The organism is Haloterrigena alkaliphila (assembly GCF_017352155.2).
GTDB lineage: Archaea > Halobacteriota > Halobacteria > Halobacteriales > Natrialbaceae > Haloterrigena > Haloterrigena alkaliphila.
The window spans coordinates 1,213,378-1,231,331 of the sequence record NZ_CP071462.1 but is presented as its reverse complement, the minus strand read 5'-3'; the positions used below and the strand labels follow the sequence as shown (position 1 = coordinate 1,231,331).

General features: G+C 66.9%; 15 protein-coding genes. 8 read left to right on the top strand and 7 right to left on the bottom strand.

The features are described from left to right. Positions 1-88: 88 nt before the first annotated feature. On the bottom strand, positions 89-2,161 hold the full coding sequence (locus J0X25_RS24830; RefSeq protein WP_207290222.1) for a MutS-related protein: 2,073 nt from the start codon (positions 2,159-2,161) through the stop codon (positions 89-91). Between the two features lie 81 nt (positions 2,162-2,242). Between J0X25_RS24830 and J0X25_RS24825 the strand changes: the two genes are divergently transcribed. The 4 genes from J0X25_RS24825 (at position 2,243) to J0X25_RS24810 (ending at position 4,860) form a co-directional block, all read left to right on the top strand. Next, positions 2,243-3,937: a SagB/ThcOx family dehydrogenase gene (locus J0X25_RS24825; RefSeq protein WP_207290221.1), complete on the top strand. Its 1,695-nt coding sequence runs from the start codon at positions 2,243-2,245 to the stop codon at positions 3,935-3,937. Positions 3,938-4,030: 93 nt separating this feature from the next. Next, a complete protein-coding gene (locus J0X25_RS24820; protein ID WP_207290220.1) occupies positions 4,031-4,252 on the top strand; it encodes a hypothetical protein in 222 nt (73 codons plus the stop codon). Between the two features lie 77 nt (positions 4,253-4,329). Further along, complete coding sequence (locus J0X25_RS24815) at positions 4,330-4,509, top strand: hypothetical protein (RefSeq protein ID WP_207290219.1); 180 nt, start codon at positions 4,330-4,332, stop codon at positions 4,507-4,509. A gap of 129 nt (positions 4,510-4,638) precedes the next feature. Beyond that, positions 4,639-4,860 (top strand): hypothetical protein, encoded by a 222-nt coding sequence (locus J0X25_RS24810; RefSeq protein WP_225896738.1) that lies wholly within the window; start codon positions 4,639-4,641, stop codon positions 4,858-4,860. A 75-nt stretch (positions 4,861-4,935) separates the two neighbouring features. Here the strand turns inward: J0X25_RS24810 and J0X25_RS24805 are convergent, their stop codons facing one another. Continuing rightward, positions 4,936-6,273, bottom strand: a complete 1,338-nt coding sequence (locus J0X25_RS24805; RefSeq protein ID WP_207290218.1) for an MFS transporter — start codon at positions 6,271-6,273, stop codon at positions 4,936-4,938. Between the two features lie 331 nt (positions 6,274-6,604). Continuing rightward, a complete protein-coding gene (locus J0X25_RS24800) occupies positions 6,605-6,913 on the bottom strand; it encodes a non-histone chromosomal MC1 family protein (protein WP_207290217.1) in 309 nt (102 codons plus the stop codon). A 230-nt stretch (positions 6,914-7,143) separates the two neighbouring features. Between J0X25_RS24800 and J0X25_RS24795 the strand changes: the two genes are divergently transcribed. Beyond that, positions 7,144-7,341: a hypothetical protein gene (locus J0X25_RS24795; RefSeq protein WP_141463834.1), complete on the top strand. Its 198-nt coding sequence runs from the start codon at positions 7,144-7,146 to the stop codon at positions 7,339-7,341. A gap of 232 nt (positions 7,342-7,573) precedes the next feature. Here J0X25_RS24795 and pheT read toward each other — a convergent pair whose 3' ends face one another. Then, positions 7,574-9,337, bottom strand: a complete 1,764-nt coding sequence (gene pheT / locus J0X25_RS24790; protein ID WP_207290216.1) for a phenylalanine--tRNA ligase subunit beta — start codon at positions 9,335-9,337, stop codon at positions 7,574-7,576. Continuing rightward, positions 9,337-10,863, bottom strand: a complete 1,527-nt coding sequence (gene pheS / locus J0X25_RS24785) for a phenylalanine--tRNA ligase subunit alpha (protein WP_207290215.1) — start codon at positions 10,861-10,863, stop codon at positions 9,337-9,339. Before pheS ends, pheT begins: the two co-directional genes overlap by 1 nt. A 461-nt stretch (positions 10,864-11,324) precedes the next feature. Between pheS and J0X25_RS24780 the strand changes: the two genes are divergently transcribed. Both J0X25_RS24780 and J0X25_RS24775 read left to right on the top strand, forming a co-directional pair. Beyond that, positions 11,325-12,266 carry a UbiA family prenyltransferase gene (locus tag J0X25_RS24780; RefSeq protein ID WP_207290214.1) on the top strand — a complete coding sequence of 314 codons (942 nt, stop codon included), beginning with the start codon at positions 11,325-11,327 and terminating at the stop codon, positions 12,264-12,266. A gap of 82 nt (positions 12,267-12,348) precedes the next feature. Beyond that, on the top strand, positions 12,349-14,055 hold the full coding sequence (locus J0X25_RS24775) for a histidine kinase N-terminal 7TM domain-containing protein (protein ID WP_225896737.1): 1,707 nt from the start codon (positions 12,349-12,351) through the stop codon (positions 14,053-14,055). A 27-nt stretch (positions 14,056-14,082) separates the two neighbouring features. On the opposite strand, the gene J0X25_RS24770 is transcribed toward J0X25_RS24775, so the two are convergent. Continuing rightward, positions 14,083-15,618 carry a hypothetical protein gene (locus J0X25_RS24770; RefSeq protein ID WP_207290860.1) on the bottom strand — a complete coding sequence of 512 codons (1,536 nt, stop codon included), beginning with the start codon at positions 15,616-15,618 and terminating at the stop codon, positions 14,083-14,085. Positions 15,619-15,888: 270 nt separating this feature from the next. Here J0X25_RS24770 and J0X25_RS24765 point away from each other — a divergent pair, with 270 nt between their 5' ends. Further along, on the top strand, positions 15,889-16,674 hold the full coding sequence (locus J0X25_RS24765) for an AAC(3) family N-acetyltransferase (RefSeq protein ID WP_207290213.1): 786 nt from the start codon (positions 15,889-15,891) through the stop codon (positions 16,672-16,674). Between the two features lie 42 nt (positions 16,675-16,716). Here J0X25_RS24765 and J0X25_RS24760 read toward each other — a convergent pair whose 3' ends face one another. Beyond that, the gene (locus tag J0X25_RS24760; protein WP_207290212.1) at positions 16,717-17,919 is read right to left on the bottom strand and encodes a WD40/YVTN/BNR-like repeat-containing protein; all 1,203 of its coding nucleotides are present in this window, start codon (positions 17,917-17,919) and stop codon (positions 16,717-16,719) included. Positions 17,920-17,954 lie beyond the last annotated feature (35 nt).

Sequence of the window (17,954 nt, the reverse complement as noted above, 5' to 3'; positions counted from 1 at the left end):
GCCCACCTATTTGCGAACAGTTCACGAATGACGTGTTCGGACAGACCAGTAAATAGCTGCTGGAAGCGGAAGGGTCGCGGCGCGGGTCTCACTCGAACTTCTCGAGCAGGCGGTCGTAGAAGACGGGTTCCGGGTCGCCCTCGGGTGCGCCACCGTTGGCCGCCACCGCCTCGTCCCGGGCCTCGCCGGCCAGTTTCTCGACGATCAGTTCGGGCGTCGATCGGGCGAGGTGGTCCTTGACGGGCGAGCGGTTCACCTCGAGTTCGCCGTCCACGAGGCCGACGGCTTCGATACCGTCGACGGTCACGTCGTAGTCGGCCATCTCGCGGATCTCGCCTGCGAGGTGGGAAACGAAGACGCCCGTCGCGCCGTTCTCCGAGAGCGCCTCGAGGATGCCGGCGATGATCTTCGCGGAGGCCCCGGGTTCGGTGATGCTCTCGAGTTCGTCGACCAGCACGAGCGAGCCCTCGCCGCCCTGCGCGAGGTCGGCGAACTCCCGCACCGTCGACTCGAAGGCGCCCGCGTCGAGCGTCCCCTGGGTCTTGGCGTGGTAGTGGAGGTCGTCGAACCGCTGTAAGCGCACGCGCTCGGCGGGAACGGGCAGGCCCATGTGGGCCAGCACGACGACGCTGGCGACCAGATCCAGCGTCGAGGTTTTTCCGCCGCTGTTCACCCCCGAGAGTAGCGCCACCCCCGCGACCTCGTAGTCGACGGGGTCGATGGCCTCGAGCGGTTCGTCCAGCAGCGGCGACTGGCCGCCGTCGATGGCGAAGCCGGCGGAATCGGCCGCGTCGTCGAGTTCGCCTTCCGAGGCGCGTGGCGCCTCGCTCTCCACGAACTCCGGCATCGTACACTCGAACTCTCGGGCGAAGCGGGCGACGGCGAGTTCGACGTCCAACTCGAGGGCGTCCCGCACCAGCTCTCGGGCCCCCTCGCGCTGGTCGGCCAGCTCCGCCGCGAGTTCGCGTTTGAGCCGGCCGGCGCGGCGTTCCTTCGCTGCCGTCATCTCCTCGCGCAGCCGGGAGACGACCGCCTCGTCGCGTTCGACCGGGAACGTCGGTTCGTCGCTGAACGCCCGCCGGGCGATCTCGCTCTCCCCCTGATCGAGGTCGAGCGCGTCGGCGAGGTGATCCCGCGCGGCCTCGACGGCCGCGGCGTACTCGTCGGCCAGTTCGCGGGACAGGAGGGAGTCGACGCCCGCGCCGCGTTCGACCAGCGAGAGCAGATCCGAGCCCTCGATGGTGACGTCCTGCTCGCGGATCGCCTCCCGCAAGCGGTCGTTCGCGACGCTCTCGGCCGCGCTCGCCGCCGCATCGAGGTCGTCGACCGCCGTCGTCAGCCGGTCGAGTTCGTCGTCGCCCGCGACGGTGCCGTCCTCGTCGAGCCGCGAGAGGCCGTCCTCGAGCGCGTCGAGGTCGCAAGCGGGCTCTAATCCCGCGGCCTGATGGACCTCGACGGCCGCCTGCAGGCGGTCCCGATTGCGCGCGAAGAAGGCCAGCGGCCGCTCTGGGACGACCTCGGCGGGGGTCTCGAGCGCGTCGGGCTCGACCTGCACGTCTCCCTCGAGGGTGACGCCGGCGAAGGATTCGTCGAGCGCGATCACCGTGGAGTACCCGCGCGCGAGTTCGGCCAGTCCCTGCGCGTCCTCGACGATTTCGACGGAGAGTTCCGGGATCGCTTCTTTCGCCTCGCTGTAGCGCTCGGCGTCCGTCGTCGCCAGACAGCGCTCGCGCACGTGGACGTCGCCCGGGTTCCGGAGGGGTTCGAGCCCCTCGAGGGCCTCGAGCACGTCGTCGTCGTACTCGCGCTCGAGCGCCTCGTCGGCGAAGGCCTGCACTTCCTCGATGCGCGAGCGGCGCGGACTCGGGTAGATCGTCTCGAGTCGCTGGGCGGCGTAGTCGGTGACCGTCCGCTCTTTGAGCAGCGCGAGGACGTCCCGGTAGACCTCGCGGGCGCGGTCGGTCGCGAGGAAGCCGCCGGGGTCGTCGTGTTCCTGGCGGATCGCGCCGCGCGCGATGCGGGCTGCCCGCCCCTGGGTGATCCCCGGTGCCGTCGCGATCGTCGCGACGTCGCCTCGCCGTAGCGCGCGCTCGGGGTCGTCGAGCGCTTCCAGCGCCCGGGCGGTCTTTTCGCCCACGCCCGGGATCGTCTCGAGGTCCATTGCTTCTCGAGGGTCGTATCAAACCGGAGCGAGAAAAACCTCCCGCCCGGGTTTTTCGTGATCGCCGTGGTAGCCCTGCGCATGCCGACCGGGGCGCTCGAGTACCACGAACGGACGAAGCACTCCCCCAGAAGCGTCCGCGAGGGGAGTAAGGGATTAGACTTCGACAACAAACCGACGCCGTACAAGGAGTACGTCGACCTGCCGACGAGACCGCTCGCCGAGCGGATTCGACCGCCCCAGCAGCCCGCGCTGTCGGCGGTCGCCGAGTCGACGCCGGACGGGGAACCGAGTCGCGGACACGATCGAGCACCGGACCTCGAGACGGTCACGACCCTCTGTTACTACGCCGCGGGGATCACCAAGGAGATCGAACTGCGCAACCGGACGAAGTTGTTCCGCGCCGCGGCGACCACCGGTGCGCTCTATCACGTCGATCTCTACGTCGTCTGTGGGGACCTCGAGGGCGGCGAGTCGGACACTGCGACCACCGAATCGCTCGAGGCCGGCGTCTACCACTTTGATCCCCGAACGTGCTCGCTGGACGTCCTCCGCGAGGGCGACTACCGCGGCGTCCTCGTGGCCGCCACCGAGTACGATGCCGTCGCCGACGCCCCGCTGTCGGTCGTCGCGACCTCGACGTGGTGGCGCAACGCGTGGAAATACGAGGAGCGAACCTTCCGCCATGCCTTCTGGGACTCGGGGACGACGCTGGCGAACCTGCTCGCGGTCGCCCACGCGCTGGACTACCGCGCGGAGGTCATCACCGGCTTCGCCGACCGGCCCGTCGCCGACCTGCTCGGCGTCGATCCCGAGCGCGAGGCGCCCCTCGAGATCGTGCCGATCGGCGCCGGCGAGCCTCTTTCGGACGAGACGAGCGCCGATATTGATCCGATCGATCCTGACACCGACCCCCTCTCATCGAACGAGAAAGAGTTCCCGCTGATCCACGAGGCGTGGCGAGCCGGCGTGCTCAAGGACGGCGCCGCCGCCGACGCGTGGCGCACTGGCGGACCGACGGCACACCGACCGATCGGGACTCGCGACCCCGGCGACGGCGAGCGCGTTCCGCTCGAGCCGGTCGGCCCGGAGACGGCCTCGAGTCGGCCGCTGCACCGAACGATCCGACGGCGGGGCTCCTGTCGCGAGTACGAGCGTGATCCGATCAGTTTCCGGAAGCTGTCGACTGTGCTCGATCGGGCCGTCCGTGGCGTGCCGATTGACGTTCGTCGCGAGGCCGAACGACGTGAGGTCTCGGAAGAGCGAGCGGGAGTCGCGGGGTCCGAGCGAAGCGAGGGCCACGGTAAAGCGAGCGGTGAAACCGCGAGCGAGCAGCGACACGCGAGCCGGGACGACGATCCGCCGCTGTCGTTCTGCGACGCCTACCTGATCGTCAACGGCGTCGACGGTCTCGAGGCCGGCACCTACCACTACCACCCCGACGGGGGCGAACTCGAGCGACTCCGGGCGGGCGAATTCCGGCAAGAGGCGAGCCACCTCGCGTTGGACCAGCGGCTGGCCGGCGACGCGGCGGTCTGCGTCTATTTCCTCACGGACCTCGAGGAGATCGTCGACTCGTTCGGCGACCGCGGCTACCGCGCGGCGCAACTCGAGGCCGCGCTGACTGCGGGACGGCTGTATCTGGGGACCTACGCTCACCTGAGGCTGGGCGGGACGGGACTGACCTTCTACGACGACGTCGTGACCGACTTCTTCGCGCCGCGGGCCACTGGACAGACGCCGCTGTTCCTGTACACAATGGGACGACCGGCGTAGTCGAGCGGCGCGAGATCGGCGGCTCCGACGGGCCGCTCGAGGCTTGCGCGGGCCGGGACGCTCGTTATTCGGTCGGCTCCCCCGAGGACGGATATGGTACTCAAAAAGCTCCTCGGCTCGAAGGCGACGCGATCGCTGACGGTCGTCTCGATCCTCTCGGACGCGAAGCAGGCGTTCGCTAGCGGCAACAGGACGCGGGGACTCCTGCTGGTCGTCGTTGCCGTTCTCGCGTGGAAGTGGGCGATGCTCGGTATGGTCGCGCAGGGCGTCCTCAAACTGTTCCGCGGCGGCTCGTCGGCCTCGAGTCCCGCGTAACCGAGCGGTTCGGATCGACCGACTGACTCACTCGAGACGGCGTAACGCCTTCCCCGGTGACGACCCACTGGTTCAGTATGGAGACTGACTGCACCTACTGCGGCTGTGACGTCGAACGCCACGACCCGGTATTCGTGAGCGAAGGGACCCCTGATGATCTGACGGGGCGATTCTGCAATTACGGCTGTCTCGCGGCGCACATCGAGGAGGAGGCGTTAGCCACCGGCACGACTTGCGAGTGGACGCCGTCCGGGTGACGCGCCGTTTCGAATACCGCGGCCGATACTCGTGTCGTCGACTACCCCGCCGGCGATCCGCTCTTCGACGGCGTCTCGTCGGTCGTTCCCGTCACGCGCGGCGACGTCGTCACCGATCCCGGCGACCGGATGGACGTGATCGCCTCGGCCGACTACTACCCCGCGTTCGCGACGCGCCACCGGACGGCGCCGCTGTGGACGGTGCAGTTTCACCCCGAGTACACCGCTGATCTCCGCGAGCGACTCGAGACCGACTTCGGCTGGACCGAGGTCGAGTCCGGGTTCGCCGACGTGAACGCGAGCCGCGTCGTCGAGAACTTCGCGTCGATCGGCGCCGACTCGAGCGAGTGATCTCGGGACGGTTCCCCATCGGCGAGCACCGACTCGAGCGTCTCGACGGCGTCGAAACGGTCGCGGGAGCCCTCGTCAATCGTTGCTGGTCGGACCGGGACTGTTTCCGTTAACGGCGGCGGGGTTCTCGGAGATGAACCAGCCGGTTTCGGTCGCGCGCTCGGCGATGTGGGGCTGGAAGACCCACGCGGCAAGGGCGATGATCGGGACCATCGTGAGCCCGACGACCGCGTAGCCGTAGTGAATGTTCAGGAACGACGCGGAGAAGATCAGCGGGTAGATCGACCCACCCGAGGAGCCGATTCCGCCGACGAAGCCGGCGACCGACCCCGAGTTGTCGGGGAATACCGCGGGCACCTGCGCGAAGATCGCACCCTCGGAGAACGCACACCCGACGCCGACGAAGAAGCCGGCGACGACGGCGACGTAGACGTTGTCGGTCAGTCCGGCCGCCGTCATGCCGAACATCGCGAGCACGACGAACACGAGCGTCGCGAACGTCCACTGCTCGCGGTAGCGACCCGTGAACACCGGGAGGATGTCTTTCTCCTTGCGCGCGACGAGGTCGCTGACGTAGCCGCCGATCGGGCGGAGCAACCCGGCCGCGATCGAGAACGTCGCCGCGATCACGATGTCGCTCTGGCCGAACGCCTCGCGGTAGTAGGTGCCCAGCCAGCCGTTCATCGCCAGTTCGAGGCCGAAGGTCATGACGTACGCCACCGCGAGCACGACGGCGCCGTGGCGCGTCGCGATGTAGAACCACTGCTCCCGGCTGACGCCCTGTTGGGTCTCCGCGCGTTTCGCGTCGCTTTTCGCCGCGTCGCCGAAGACGAAGTAGAGCACGCCGAGGACGACGGCGAGCACGCCGAGGACGACGGCGAGCACGCCGGTGTAGAAGAACGCGGCGCGCCAGTTCGACGAGAACGGCGGCCCGGCGTACCCCTCACCGAAGATTCGCGGGAGGGTGAAGTACGCGCCCAGTCCCGCGCCGGCGTTGCCGATTCCGGCGAAGATCCCCTCCGCAGTGCCCAGGTTTTCCGCTTCGAACCACTCGGAGACGTGCTGGATACCGATGACGAAGGTGATCCCCGCTAGCGAGGCGACGATTCGCGAGGCCGTGAACACATCGTAGGTCTGTGCGAACGCGCTGATGATCGCGAAGGTTCCGACGAGGAGCATCGTTCCCCCCGCGGTCACCGGCGCGCCGTACCTGTCGGTCAGGGGCCCGATGACGATCCGACCCAGCGGCACGGCGATGACCGCCGCACTCGAGACGACCCCCAGTTGGGGCACCGAGAGGCCGAACTCGTTTGCGATCTCCCCCGTGAACGGCGCGAAGGAGAACCAGATCACGAAGCCGAGGTTGAACATCGCCGTCGCGAGGAGCAAGTTCTTGTACTTCGCGGGGATCATGCGATCTCCTCACCCCCGATCGACGAGCCACGGCACGTTTGCGGACCGCGTATCGCACGCAAATCGGAAGCACAATCGTTCACCTTCTCTCGAATTTGACTTCCGTCTAAGCACATATTACGAATTAATCTGGCTGTTCGAACCCGTATATGCGTATTTCTTAGACGATCCTAATACTGCTGTGCAATAGCTATCGGACTATATCCCTTCTAGGACTCCGACGGAGTCGACAATCCGGAGGATAGAACATCACAACCACAATCAAAAATCTGAATACGTGGACAAATGTCTCTACCGAGGTTGAGTACGAGAAAAACCTCCGGCCGATTCCTTACTCGTCCAGGTGTTCGATACCTTTCTTCGAGACGTTGGCCTCCGTGATCTCGCCTGGCATCCAGTCGGGTTTGTCGTCGGGAGCCGTCTCCTCCCAGGCCCAGCCGTCGTAGATGTGGACTTTGTCGGTCCCCTTCTCGCGCAACTTGAGTTCGACTCGCTCGGCCGATTCCTCGCTCGAGCCGGGCTCGAGCCGCCGGGCCGCCTTGAGGGCAGCCTGCCGGGGTGTGTTACCGGAGAAGACGCTGGATTCTTCACCGGACGACTCGCGCAGTGCAAAGTTTCGTTTCCCGTCTTCGCGTACCATGGTTTCGCCTCCGTGTCAATCCAGCACACGATCCGACATAAAGATATCCCCCAAAACCGACTGACTGCGGCGGTATCTTTAAGTATATCGCCTTCGCAACTCTTCCGCAGCATTCGTTTTCCACCCGCTCACACCGTCGGTCTCTCTGCTGTCCCCCGGTACGGTCATCCGTCAAGGCGTCGAAAACACTTAAGTATATCCTACGGCGAAGTTCGGAATAGAATCCCGCGATGGTACGGAAAAAGAAGCTGAGTCCAAGCGGTGCCAAAGACGACGACGGTAACTACCACAACGTCCATCTCAACCTCCACGAGGACGAACTGGCAGTCGCGGGCATGGATATCGGTGACGAGGTCTTCGTCCGGGTCCGGGACGGCAAGATCATCATCCAGAAAGCCGACGAGGAGGACGTCGAACACGAATTCTAACGAACGACCTTTTACTCTGCAGTCTGTTGCGCTGGCGGCAGCGTAGCTGCCGCACAGCGCAACGTCCCTCGGTAAAAGGTCGATCAAAAGCGCTCCTCCTTCCTCTCCGTTCGCTTCACTCACTCCGAGTCAGTCGTCGGCCCGCTCGCTCACTCCGTTCGCTCGCGGTACAATAGATTGAACCGCGACCGCGGACCGACTCCCGAACTCGAGAAGAACGACCGCTAGCCGACTACTGCAGCGCCTCGAGGTCGAACTCGAAGGCCGCGACGGGTACCTCGAGATCGTGCTCGACGAGCACCTTCGGGTGGACCTCGCCGATCACGCCGACGTTTTCGCCGTCGATGACGACTGCGGCTGTTCGACCCGAAATGAAGCTCGGGTGGTCGGTCGGCGGCGTCTCGAGGTCGACGTCGAAGTTCTCCGCGAGCGCCTGCAGCCGGGCTTTGGCGTCCTCGTAGCCGGCATCGTGGCTCGCGAGGACGGCCCCGACGTGACGGTTCTCGCCGACGCCGGTGTTCTCGCGCTCGTCGAGGCGAGCCGTGAACCCGATCTCGGCGAGGTGCTGGGGGTACGAGCGGTGGGTGTTGCGCTCGAGGACCATCAGCAGCGAGGGCAGCGTCCACGTCCGCAGCATCGTGTAGTCTTCGCTGTAGGCCTCCTTGATCGTCGCGGGTTCGCCGGTGCCGTAGGCGTCTGCGCCCGGCTCCACCTCGAGGCGTTCGTAATTCTCCGCCTCGTTGATCATGTGGAAGTTCAGCATGTCCTCGAAGCCCAGCCCGACCAGTTGGGTCCGCGCGGCCCGCTCGAGGCGGGAGCGCTCGTGGCGGCCGCCGACGGTCCCCACGTCGGGGTAGGTCGGCTCGAGGTCGTTGAAGCCGTAGGCCCGCCCGAGGTCGTCGATGACGTCCAGCGGGTGGAGGACGTCGACGCGGTACGGCGGGATGGTGACCTCGTAGACGAGGTCGCCCTCGTCGTTTTCGTCTCGTTCCGCCTCGAGTCCGGAGCGCTCGGCGAGGTCGATCACCTCTTCGGGGTCGAGACCGATGCCGAGGATGGTCTCGATGCGGTCGTGGGCGACCGTCTTCGTCTTCGTCGAGAGGTCGGGGCGAACGATTTCGCCGTCAGGATACTCGACGCGGACGTCCTCGAGCGTGGCTCCCCGCGCGGCCAGCGCGTAGCAGACGATGTTCAGCATCTTGTCGATCGTCCACTGGTCGGTGCCCGTCATCTCGACGAACAGGTCCCGCGAGTCGGTCGAGACCTCGGTGCGCCGGCCGTTGACCACCGGCGGGAACGAGAACAGCCCGAGATCGTCGTAGATCGCCGGGTAGCGTTCGTACTCGCTGACGAGGTCGGCGTAGGTCTGGCCGGTCTGGTGGTCCTCGAGCACCTGCGCCGGCGTCATCTCCCGATCGGCGTCGAGGGGGACGAACGTGTCCTCCTCGGGTTCGACGCCGACGTACTGAATGGTGGGGTTGCCCTCCGTCGCGGGGTTCGCTCGCGGCTCATCGCCGCTCGCGTTTTCCGATGCGCGTAGCGCATCGCTACCCTTCAGCATCGTCAGGTCGTGGATCCCGATCGCGCCCTTCGCGCGCTTGCGGCCCATCGTCGCGTGGAGCTTCTCCTGTAACTGGATGAGCGACTCGAGGGCCTCCTCGTCGAGGTCGACGTCGCGGATCACCGCGCCCGTCACGTAGGGGCGCTCGTCGGGCACCGACTCGTCGACCTCGATGGTCCAGTCGGCGTCGTTCGTCGAGGGGACGTGGACACCACGCGAGTCGCCGTACTGGTAGCGCATCGAGCGCGCCACGCCCTCGACCGAGAGCCGGTCGAGGCGGTCGGGGGCGAACTCGAGTTCGAACGCGCCCTCTTCGGTTCGGCCCTCGAACTCGAGGCCGAGGCCGAACAGGTCGTCTTTGAGTTCGTCGTCGCTTTTCTCCTCGCGACCGGTCAGGCCGCGCAGTTCGTCGGGGTCGATGTCGACGGTGGGCATCAGTAGGTCACCTCCGCGTTCCGCAGGAACTCGAGATCGGCCAGCGTGCCGTGGAGGTCGCGGATGTCCTCCGCGCCGGTGGTGAGCATGGCGAGTCGCTCCAGCGCGAGCCCCCAGGCCATCACGTCGCAGTCGACGCCGAGGGGCTCGAGCATCTCCTCGCGGAAGATGCCGGAGTTCCCGATCTCGATCAGTTCGCCCGTCGTGGGGTGGGTACCGAACAGCTCGAAGCTCGGTTCGGTGTAGGGGTTGTAGTGTGGTTTGAACCGGATGTCTTCGATGCCGAACTGGGCGTAGAACTCCTCGAAGGTGCCCATCAGATCCCGCACCGAGAGGTCCTCGGCCATCACCCAGCCCTCGATCTGGTAGAACTCGAGTAGGTGGGTCGCGTCGAGCGTGTCGTTGCGGTAGGCCTTCTCGACGCTGAAAAAGCGCGCTGGCGGTTCGATCTCGCCGATCTCGGTCCCGGAGAGGTAGCGGGTCGACAGCGAGGTGGTGTGGCCGCGCAGGGCGAGCGCGCGGGCGAAGTCCTCGTCCCACGGCGAGTGATAGCCCTCGCTGTCCTCGCCGAGTCCCTCGCGGTGGACGCGCTCGACGGCCTCGACGAGGTCCTCGGGCAACTCGTCGATGTGGCTGGGCCGCTCCATCGCAAAGCGGTCCCAGTGCGTGCGCGCCGGGTGGTCTTGGGGCATGAACAGGCAGTCGTTGATCCAGAAGTCCGCGTCGACGTGGGGGCCGTCCATCTCCTGGAACCCCATCCCGACGAGGACGTCCTTCACGCGCTCGGACATCTGCCGGAGGACGTGCACCTTCCCGCTCTCGATCGCCTCGGCGTCTGCCTCGACGTTGTACTCGGCGAACTCGACGTCTTCCCACTCGCCGCTGGTGAGCAGTTCGGTGGTGACCTGGCCGACCGTTTCGGCGGTCTCGATCCCGGCCATCAGCTCCGTGACGCCGCGCTCGGTCAGCGTCACCTCGCGGACGGTCGACTCCCGGCGCTCGAGCAGGCCGCGCCGTTCGAGTTGCTCGAGCGTGTCCGAATCGACGTCGACGCCGTCGACGGGCGCCTCGTCCGCGCCGGTGAGCGCCTCGAGCGCCGCGGCCTCCGCGTCCGCCGACGGATCGGCGTCCGGATCGGCCGTGATCTCGCCGCTGTCGATCGTTCCGTACCCCTTGCGGGCGTAGTTCGAGAGCGCGATGTCGACCTGCGGTCCCTCGAGCCTGGAGGCGCCGATGACCTGTCCCATCTGGACGGGGTCGGCGTCGGCGCCGGCCTCGAGGGCGGCCTCGTAGAGTCGCACCTCGGGGAGGACGTCATCCGCGTACTCCGCACCCTCGTCGGTCAGCGCGACCGTTTCGTCGACGCGCTCCTCGACGGCGACCAGCCCCTCGTCCGCGAGTTCGAAGACCGCGCCGGTGACGGTCTCCGGAGGGAGGTCGGTCGCCGCAGCGAGGGCCTCGACGGACTGTGCCTCGTCTGCGCTCGCGGCCTCGACGACCGCGACCTGTTGTTCGGGAAGTTGCATTCGCTTGTTCGTATGGCTGCGTGTCGGTCAGTTAGCGGTTCCGATACTGCCGCCCGAGAACCGTTCGGACGGCCCGCGGACGACGGCCGGTTTCGCCGCGAGCACCCGTCAGGGTCGCTCGCGACTCCACTGGCCCGAACTCACCGGGCGAAGAAGAAGCCGAATCCCGGAGCGCACTGCGGCGATCGACTGCCGATACCGGATCGAACGCGGGATTCGGCTACCATACGTTGGGCCTCTCGAGGATCGCTCAAAAGCCTTGCGCTCAGCGCGGCGCTGGCCGCCTCGAGTCGCCGGCATTTCGCCGCAGGTGTATCAGACCTGCGGTCGTCCCCATTGAATCGATAGCTGTCCACCGTTAATGCAATGCCAGCGTAATACATACGTATATCAGTCAGTGGTGGCGACATATTCGGTGCGGGGCCGCCGGCGGACGGCCGCTCGGGGCCCCGAACGGAACTATGGGACGAAAAAATCACACGTTCTCGGACGACGGGAGTACGGCCGCAGCGGTCCACAGTGCGCTGTTCGCTCGGCTCCCCTCGAGTACGGAACGGCTCTGGAACGCCTTGGTGTACAGTTCTGCCTATCTCTCACTGATCGCGATGGCGGAGGTGGTCGTCGTCGCGGTCCTCCTCTCGGTGTCGCCCACTCCGGCGGCGATCGTCGTCGGGCTGGTCGTCTTCGCCGTCTACGCCAACGATCGCCTCGCGGACGCCGACACCGACGCGGTGTCGAATCCCCGACAGGCGGCGTTCGTCAGCCGACATCGAGACGCGCTGTACGTGCTCGCCTCGATCGCGTACGGCCTCGCCGTGGCGCTCTCCGTCCTCGGCGGACCGATCGCCCTCGCGATCACCCTCCTCCCGGGGGCGCTCTGGGTGTGCTACGCGACGGACTGGATTCCCGGCACCGGGGTCCACGTCCGGCGGCTGAAAGACCGCTTCCTCGTCAATACGATCGTGGTCGCGCTCGCGTGGGCCGCGACGCTGACGTTCCTCCCCCTCGCGTTCGCCGGGAGCGCCGTCACGCCGCCGGCGCTGATCGTCTTCGGGTACTTCTTCCTCCGGGTGTTCACGAACACGGAGATTCCGAACGTCCGCGATATCGAGGGCGACCGGGCGATCGGCGTCCTGACGATCCCGGTCGTCTTCGGCGTCGACCGGACGCGACAGATCCTCGCCGGCATCGACTGCTGTACGGGCGCGCTGGTCGTCTTCGCGGTCGCTACCGGACAGCTGTCTCTCGCTCTGGGGCTCCCGCTGTTCGTCGGACTCGGTTACTCGCTGTGCGTCACGTCGCGTATCGGCCGGACCGACGACGTGCAGTTGCTGGCGAGAGCGGCGGAGTGCGAGTACCTCGTCGTCTTCACCGCCCTCGTGATCGTCGTTCTGTCGGGATAATTCAACGACAACTGGGTGTTATTTTCACGTGGTTGAACGCTCCCGTAGCTTTAATACTGCCGGAGGCATTCCTCCCGTATCGGTGTTCTCTCACGTTCTCCTCTCCGGAATCTTACTGGCGACCATTGCCGTCGGGACAGCGGCGGCGCTTCTGGCGTGGCGTGAACGGCCAGAACCCGGCGCCGTTCCGCTCGTCGTGATGCTCGTCGGGCAGTGCTGGTGGTCGATCTTCCTCGTGTTCGATCTGCAGGCGTCGACGCTCGAGGCGAAGGTCTTCTGGGCGAACCTCCGCTGGATCGGCGTCGTCGCCATTCCGATCGGCTGGATGCTCTTCTCGCTGGAGTACACCGGCCGCGATCGGTACGTTCGACCGCGGTACGTCGCGCTCCTCTCGCTCGTTCCGGCGCTCACCGTCTGGTTCGCGCTCACCGACAGTCCGCTGCTCTACACCGACTCGAGACTGGTTCGCGAGAGCGGAACGCTGTTTCTCGCTCGGACGCCCGGTCCCTGGTTCTGGGTGATCGCCGCCTACACGTACCTGCTGGGACTGCTCGGGTCGCTCCCGCTCCTCGAGTTGATCTGGAACGATTCGCTGCCGTTCAGGGGGCAAAGCGCCGCACTCCTCGTGGGGATCGCAGCGCCGTGGGTGAGCAACGTCCTCTTTCTCGTCGGGGCGATTCCGCTGCCGGGGCTCGATCCCACACCGGTCGCGTTCATGATCTCGGGCGTCGCCTACCTCGGTGCCCTTACGCGCTTTCAGCTCTTCGGGACGAGTCCGTCGCCGACGCCTCGCGCGCGCCGCCTGCTCTTCGAGCGGATGCCCGACGGCGCCGTCGTCACCGACAGTCACGACTCCGTCGTCGACATCAACGGTACCGCCGCAGCGATCCTAGGGACGGCGCGCCGTCCCGCGCTCGGACGGCCGCTTCGGGAGATCGTTCCCGACGACTCGCTCGTCCCGACGGACGGCTCGGTTCCGCGGCGACGCCCCTTCCGGAGCCGTCACGACGACCGGCTGTACGACGTGACGGCGACCCACATCACCGATATCCGCGATCGGACGATCGGACACATCATCACGTTTCACGATATCAGCGAACACGTCCGACAGCAACAGCGACACGAGGTCCTCAACCGCGTCTTCCGGCACAACATCCGCACCGAAACGAACGTCATCAGCAGCTACGCGGAGTTGCTCGCGGACGTCGAGCGACGGGGCGCGGCCGACGAAATCACGGACAGCGCGGCGCGGATCGAGGAGTTGGCGGCCAAGGCCCGCGAAATCATCGACCTCTTCGAACGGGGACGGGAGTCGACCGACGCCGTCCCCCTCGAGTCGCTCCTCGACGAGGCGGTCGTGACCGTCCGCGAGGAGTATCCGGACGCTCGCATCGAACGCGAGCGGGGGCCGGACGACGTCTACGTCGACAGCGTTCTCGAGTCGGTGTTCGCGAACCTCCTCGAGAACGGCGTCGAGCACAACACCGGTTCGAACCCCGTCGTTCGAATCTCCGCCGAGACCGACGACGAGTGGGTCCGGGTTCGGATCGCGGACGACGGTCCCGGGATCGACGACTACGAACGGTCGGTCCTCGAGCGCGGCACCGAGACGCCGCTCGAACACGGGAGCGGTCTCGGCCTCTGGCTGGCCAAGTGGGGTGCCGAAATCGCCGGCGGGTCGGTGCGCTTCGCGGCGAACGAGCCGACCGGATCGATCGTTACCGTCTCGGTGCCAGTGTTGACTCCGTCCGGCGAGTCGCGGGACGAATCGGCCGCGCCCGCGCGGTGAGGCGTTTACTGATTGTCAGTGGCACCGTTAGCCATCCGGGAGCCGCGTCGTCTCGAGCGAGCCGGAATCGACCCACTCGAACCCCTCTCGTTCGGCGCTGGCGGTCGCCGCCTCGACCGCGTCGGGGTCGAACGACTCCGCGAACTCGATGCGGGTCTCGGTCGGCCCGGCCGCCGGCAGTTCCGGGAGGAAGTCGTCGTCCTCGAGCAGCCCCCGCACGGAGACCGCGCCGCCGGCGCCGAGGGCGATCCCGAGCGCGCGGTAGCGGTCGTCCGCCGTCGCGAACTCCTCGCCGGTCCCGAAGGAGTCGTTGGTCACGCGAGCCGTCTTCGTGGACCCCGAGAGCGTCCCGAACCCGTCGTTCGCGTCGTCGCCGTTCTCGGCGGCGTCGGCTCGACTATCGTCCGACGCTCGCCCCACTGCGGACTCCGTCTCGCGCTCGCGCTGGTCCTCGAGCATCGAGTCGGCGACGTCCCGCGGCGACACGTCGGTATCCGGGCCGTCACCGTCGCCCACCCGCGAGACGGTCGGCGACCCGCCCCGGATCTCGAACCCGCCGGCCTCCGTCGACGGGTTCGACGTCGCAGCCGGTTCCGATGGTTTCGACGCGGCCGCCGACTTCGACGGTTCGGACGGTGCCGCCGACTCCGACGGTTCGGACGGTGCCGTCGATTTCGACGCCGACGCGGACGACGAATTCGAGGCGCCCGTCGGCGTCGCGGCGCGATCCGGTTCGGCCTCGTCGATGAGCGAGCCGACGGCGGAGCGGTCGTCGCCCGCGTCCGCGGCCGACGCGTCGACAGCGCTGCCGAGGGAGCCCGAGTGACGTTCAGCGCGTTCCAGCGCCCACGGCGGCCACGGGTCCGACTCGGTCGCGTTCGCCGGATCGAGACGGTCGCGATCGGGATCGTCGGGAACGTACGCCTCGAGTCCGTGCGCCGGGAGCAGCGGTCGGTCGAACGCCGAGAGCCGCGGCCCGTACCGGTCGCGGAGGTCGTCGAGTTCGCTCGTCTCGACCAGCGCGGCCCGCCAGCGGTCGACGCCCGTCGACAGGAGCACCATCGTCGCGTCGGTGCCCGCGAGCAGGCGTTCGTCGACCGCTCGGAGGACGGCCGGCAGGTTGTCGTCGGCCAGCGGCGTCTCCGGATAGGTTATCGTCGTCTCTCGAGACCGCCCGTTCGGGTCCGTCGCGGTGAGTTCCAGTCGATCGCGGCCGTTTTCGGTCGGTCCCGTTCGCGTCCACTCGAACGACCAGCCGATCGCCTCGAAGAGGGCCTCGAGTTCGCGTCCCAGCGCTCGCTGGGCGTATCGCGCCGAACAGGAGAGGCCGCGGTCGCTCCGGCCGATCAGGTGGCTCACCAGGGCGCTCCGGTCGCGCGCGTCGGCGAGCACCTCCGCGAGGATCGTCTCGAGCGACGCGTCGTCGGCCGCTCCGGGCGGCACCGTGGTTCGGTACTCCCGTCGCTGCGCGCGAACGTCGGCGGGCGTGACGCCGAACGACCCGAGCAGGTCGGCACAGCGCAGGACGTCGCGGGAGTGCTCGCCGGAGCGGTCTCGTCGCATCGAGACGGCGTTCATCGGTCACCACTGTATATTTTCCGCTTAGTCCGTTGAGAGAAACCGCCGCTCCGCGGCGATGACCGACCGGTACTCCCGGGGCGACGGCCGATCGGCACTCCGGGACGATGGCCGACCGGTATTCCCACGGTGACGGTCGAACGGCACTCCCGGACGACGGCCGACCAACATTTCCGCGACGACCGACCAGTAAGGACGACATACTCGATCTATCTCCGGGTTACTTATGTTTTCGAGCGTGTTTTCCGTCTCCTAATGAAGCCCACTCGGTGGTCAACGATCGCCATCAATAAGGCGTGGGAGAAACGGCCCCGTCGGATCGGGACCAGCGACGAACGCCAACTCGAGGCGGTGCTGGAGTCGTACTCCGCCTACGACGAGGTGTTCGTCCACGTCGGGTTGAGCGACGTCAACGCGGCCTTCGACGGCAATCCCTACGAGGTGCTCCGGGACGCGTTGACCGGTTCGTTCGAGTCGGTGCTCGCACCTGGATTCACGGATTACTTCCGGGAGTCCGGCGTCTTCGACAGGCAGCACTCGAAACCGATGCACGGGACGTTCTCCAAACTCCTCCTCGAGGACGCCGAGTATCGGACGCGGGATCCGTGCAAGTCGATCCTCGTCGACGGTCCGTACCGGTTCGACGACCGTACCCACCGGGACACGTTCGCCGACGACGGCTGTTTCGAGCAGCTCTACGAGGACGACGTGCTCGTCGCCGCGATCGGCACGCCCCACTGGAAGTGTTCGTACCTCCACCATCTCGAGGCCAAGTACGGCGCGCCGTACTCGGTCGAACAAACGTTCGAAGGGGTGATTCACGACGACGGCGAGATGGAAGAGGTAGAACTCCGAACCAACTACTACGACAGCATTTTCTGGAGTTTCAACAAGCTCAAACTCCAGCGGGACCTCGCGAACGCGGGGATCCTCGAGACCCTCGATCTGAACGGGCTTCCGCTGTACGTCACGCCGATCAGGGAACTCGATCAGTTTATCGGGCAGAAAATGGCGGAGGAGCCGTACTATCTCGTGACGTGAGCCGGCTTCGAACGGGTCCCGTCTCTCACCGATTCCCGTCTCTCACCGATAGTCGTCGCCGCCGGGCGACACCTCGGCTCGGTCCGACTGCGCCTCGCGCTCGACGGGTCGTTCGCGCACGTCGTCGGTCGTCAGCGCGGTGAGCGCGTTCGGTGACACCGAGAGGATCTCGCCGTGGTGTGACGTCGTGTTGAACGGGTTGACGAGCAGTTTCTCGCTCTCGGTCGACTCGAGGTAGACGTACGCGCTCGCGTTCGGCAGGTCGGAGAGGTGTTCGTTGAGCGTTCGCTGGCGTTCGAAGGAGTACAGTTCGTACCAGGTCTCGTACTCCGATTCGGGACCGGCGACGATCACTCGAGCGGACCGCGAACAGGTGTTTTCCGACCCGGGCGGCGACGTGTCGTCGACGCCGACCTCCGCCGCGGTCGCCATCGCGACCCAGTCGTCGCCGTCGACCGAGACGGTGTCGGCGTAGTAGACCGAGGCGTCGGTCGTTCCGATCTGCTCAGGGGTCGGGTCCGACTCGGTGATCTCGTACCGCGAGAGTCGGAACAGCCGAACCTCCTCGGCGTACGAACAGTCCATCCCCCAGAAGATCGACTCCGGCGTGAACGCCAGTTCCACCGCTCGCCACTGCTGGCTCCCCTCGAGCACCGGGCGGAACTCGCCGCCCTCGAGGAGGCCGATGGCGCTCTCGTCGTCGGTATCGCCCGTCGTCGCCCAGACGGTCCCCGAGTACTCGTCGTAGAAGATTCCGTGGAAGTGACGGCGCTCCTCGGTCTCGAGGTAGGTCTCCCAGGTCGCCCCCTCGTCCTCGCTGACGAGGACGCGAGCGGGTTCCGCCTCGAAGGTGTACTCCGCGAGGAAGACGCGATCGTCGGCGGCGCACACCGACGTCGGCAACGCGCCCATCGGCCCGGAATCGAACGGGAGTTCGTGGACGTGGCTCCACGTTCGCCCGTCGTCGATCGACCGGTAGAGGTGGTGGCCGACGGTCGCCAGCAACACCCCGTCGGCGACCGGCCAGACGTTCGTCGTCGTGTACCAGCCGGTGACCCGATTGAGCAGCCGCTTCGTCCACCAGCGGTTCAGCGGCCCGTAGTTGACGCGCTGTTTGCCGGCGAACTCGACGTCGGGGTTCGGCAGGGTTCCGGTGGGCTCGAACCCCCCTCGAGGCGTCATGCGGCCGACGGTCAGTCCGCGCGTCGCGTAGACGGTGTCGCCGCGGGTCGCACCGAGCTTCATACGTCGGCGACCATCTATCCCGTCTTAATTATAGA

Coding starts and splice junctions, on each gene's coding strand:
- J0X25_RS24830 (WP_207290222.1), bottom strand. CDS start 2,161: ATGGACCTCGAGACGATCCCGGGCGTGGGCGAAAAGACCGCCCGGGCG.
- J0X25_RS24825 (WP_207290221.1), top strand. CDS start 2,243: ATGCCGACCGGGGCGCTCGAGTACCACGAACGGACGAAGCACTCCCCC.
- J0X25_RS24820 (WP_207290220.1), top strand. CDS start 4,031: ATGGTACTCAAAAAGCTCCTCGGCTCGAAGGCGACGCGATCGCTGACG.
- J0X25_RS24815 (WP_207290219.1), top strand. CDS start 4,330: ATGGAGACTGACTGCACCTACTGCGGCTGTGACGTCGAACGCCACGAC.
- J0X25_RS24810 (WP_225896738.1), top strand. CDS start 4,639: ATGGACGTGATCGCCTCGGCCGACTACTACCCCGCGTTCGCGACGCGC.
- J0X25_RS24805 (WP_207290218.1), bottom strand. CDS start 6,273: ATGATCCCCGCGAAGTACAAGAACTTGCTCCTCGCGACGGCGATGTTC.
- J0X25_RS24800 (WP_207290217.1), bottom strand. CDS start 6,913: ATGGTACGCGAAGACGGGAAACGAAACTTTGCACTGCGCGAGTCGTCC.
- J0X25_RS24795 (WP_141463834.1), top strand. CDS start 7,144: ATGGTACGGAAAAAGAAGCTGAGTCCAAGCGGTGCCAAAGACGACGAC.
- pheT (WP_207290216.1), bottom strand. CDS start 9,337: ATGCCCACCGTCGACATCGACCCCGACGAACTGCGCGGCCTGACCGGT.
- pheS (WP_207290215.1), bottom strand. CDS start 10,863: ATGCAACTTCCCGAACAACAGGTCGCGGTCGTCGAGGCCGCGAGCGCA.
- J0X25_RS24780 (WP_207290214.1), top strand. CDS start 11,325: ATGGGACGAAAAAATCACACGTTCTCGGACGACGGGAGTACGGCCGCA.
- J0X25_RS24770 (WP_207290860.1), bottom strand. CDS start 15,618: ATGCGACGAGACCGCTCCGGCGAGCACTCCCGCGACGTCCTGCGCTGT.
- J0X25_RS24765 (WP_207290213.1), top strand. CDS start 15,889: ATGAAGCCCACTCGGTGGTCAACGATCGCCATCAATAAGGCGTGGGAG.
- J0X25_RS24760 (WP_207290212.1), bottom strand. CDS start 17,919: ATGAAGCTCGGTGCGACCCGCGGCGACACCGTCTACGCGACGCGCGGA.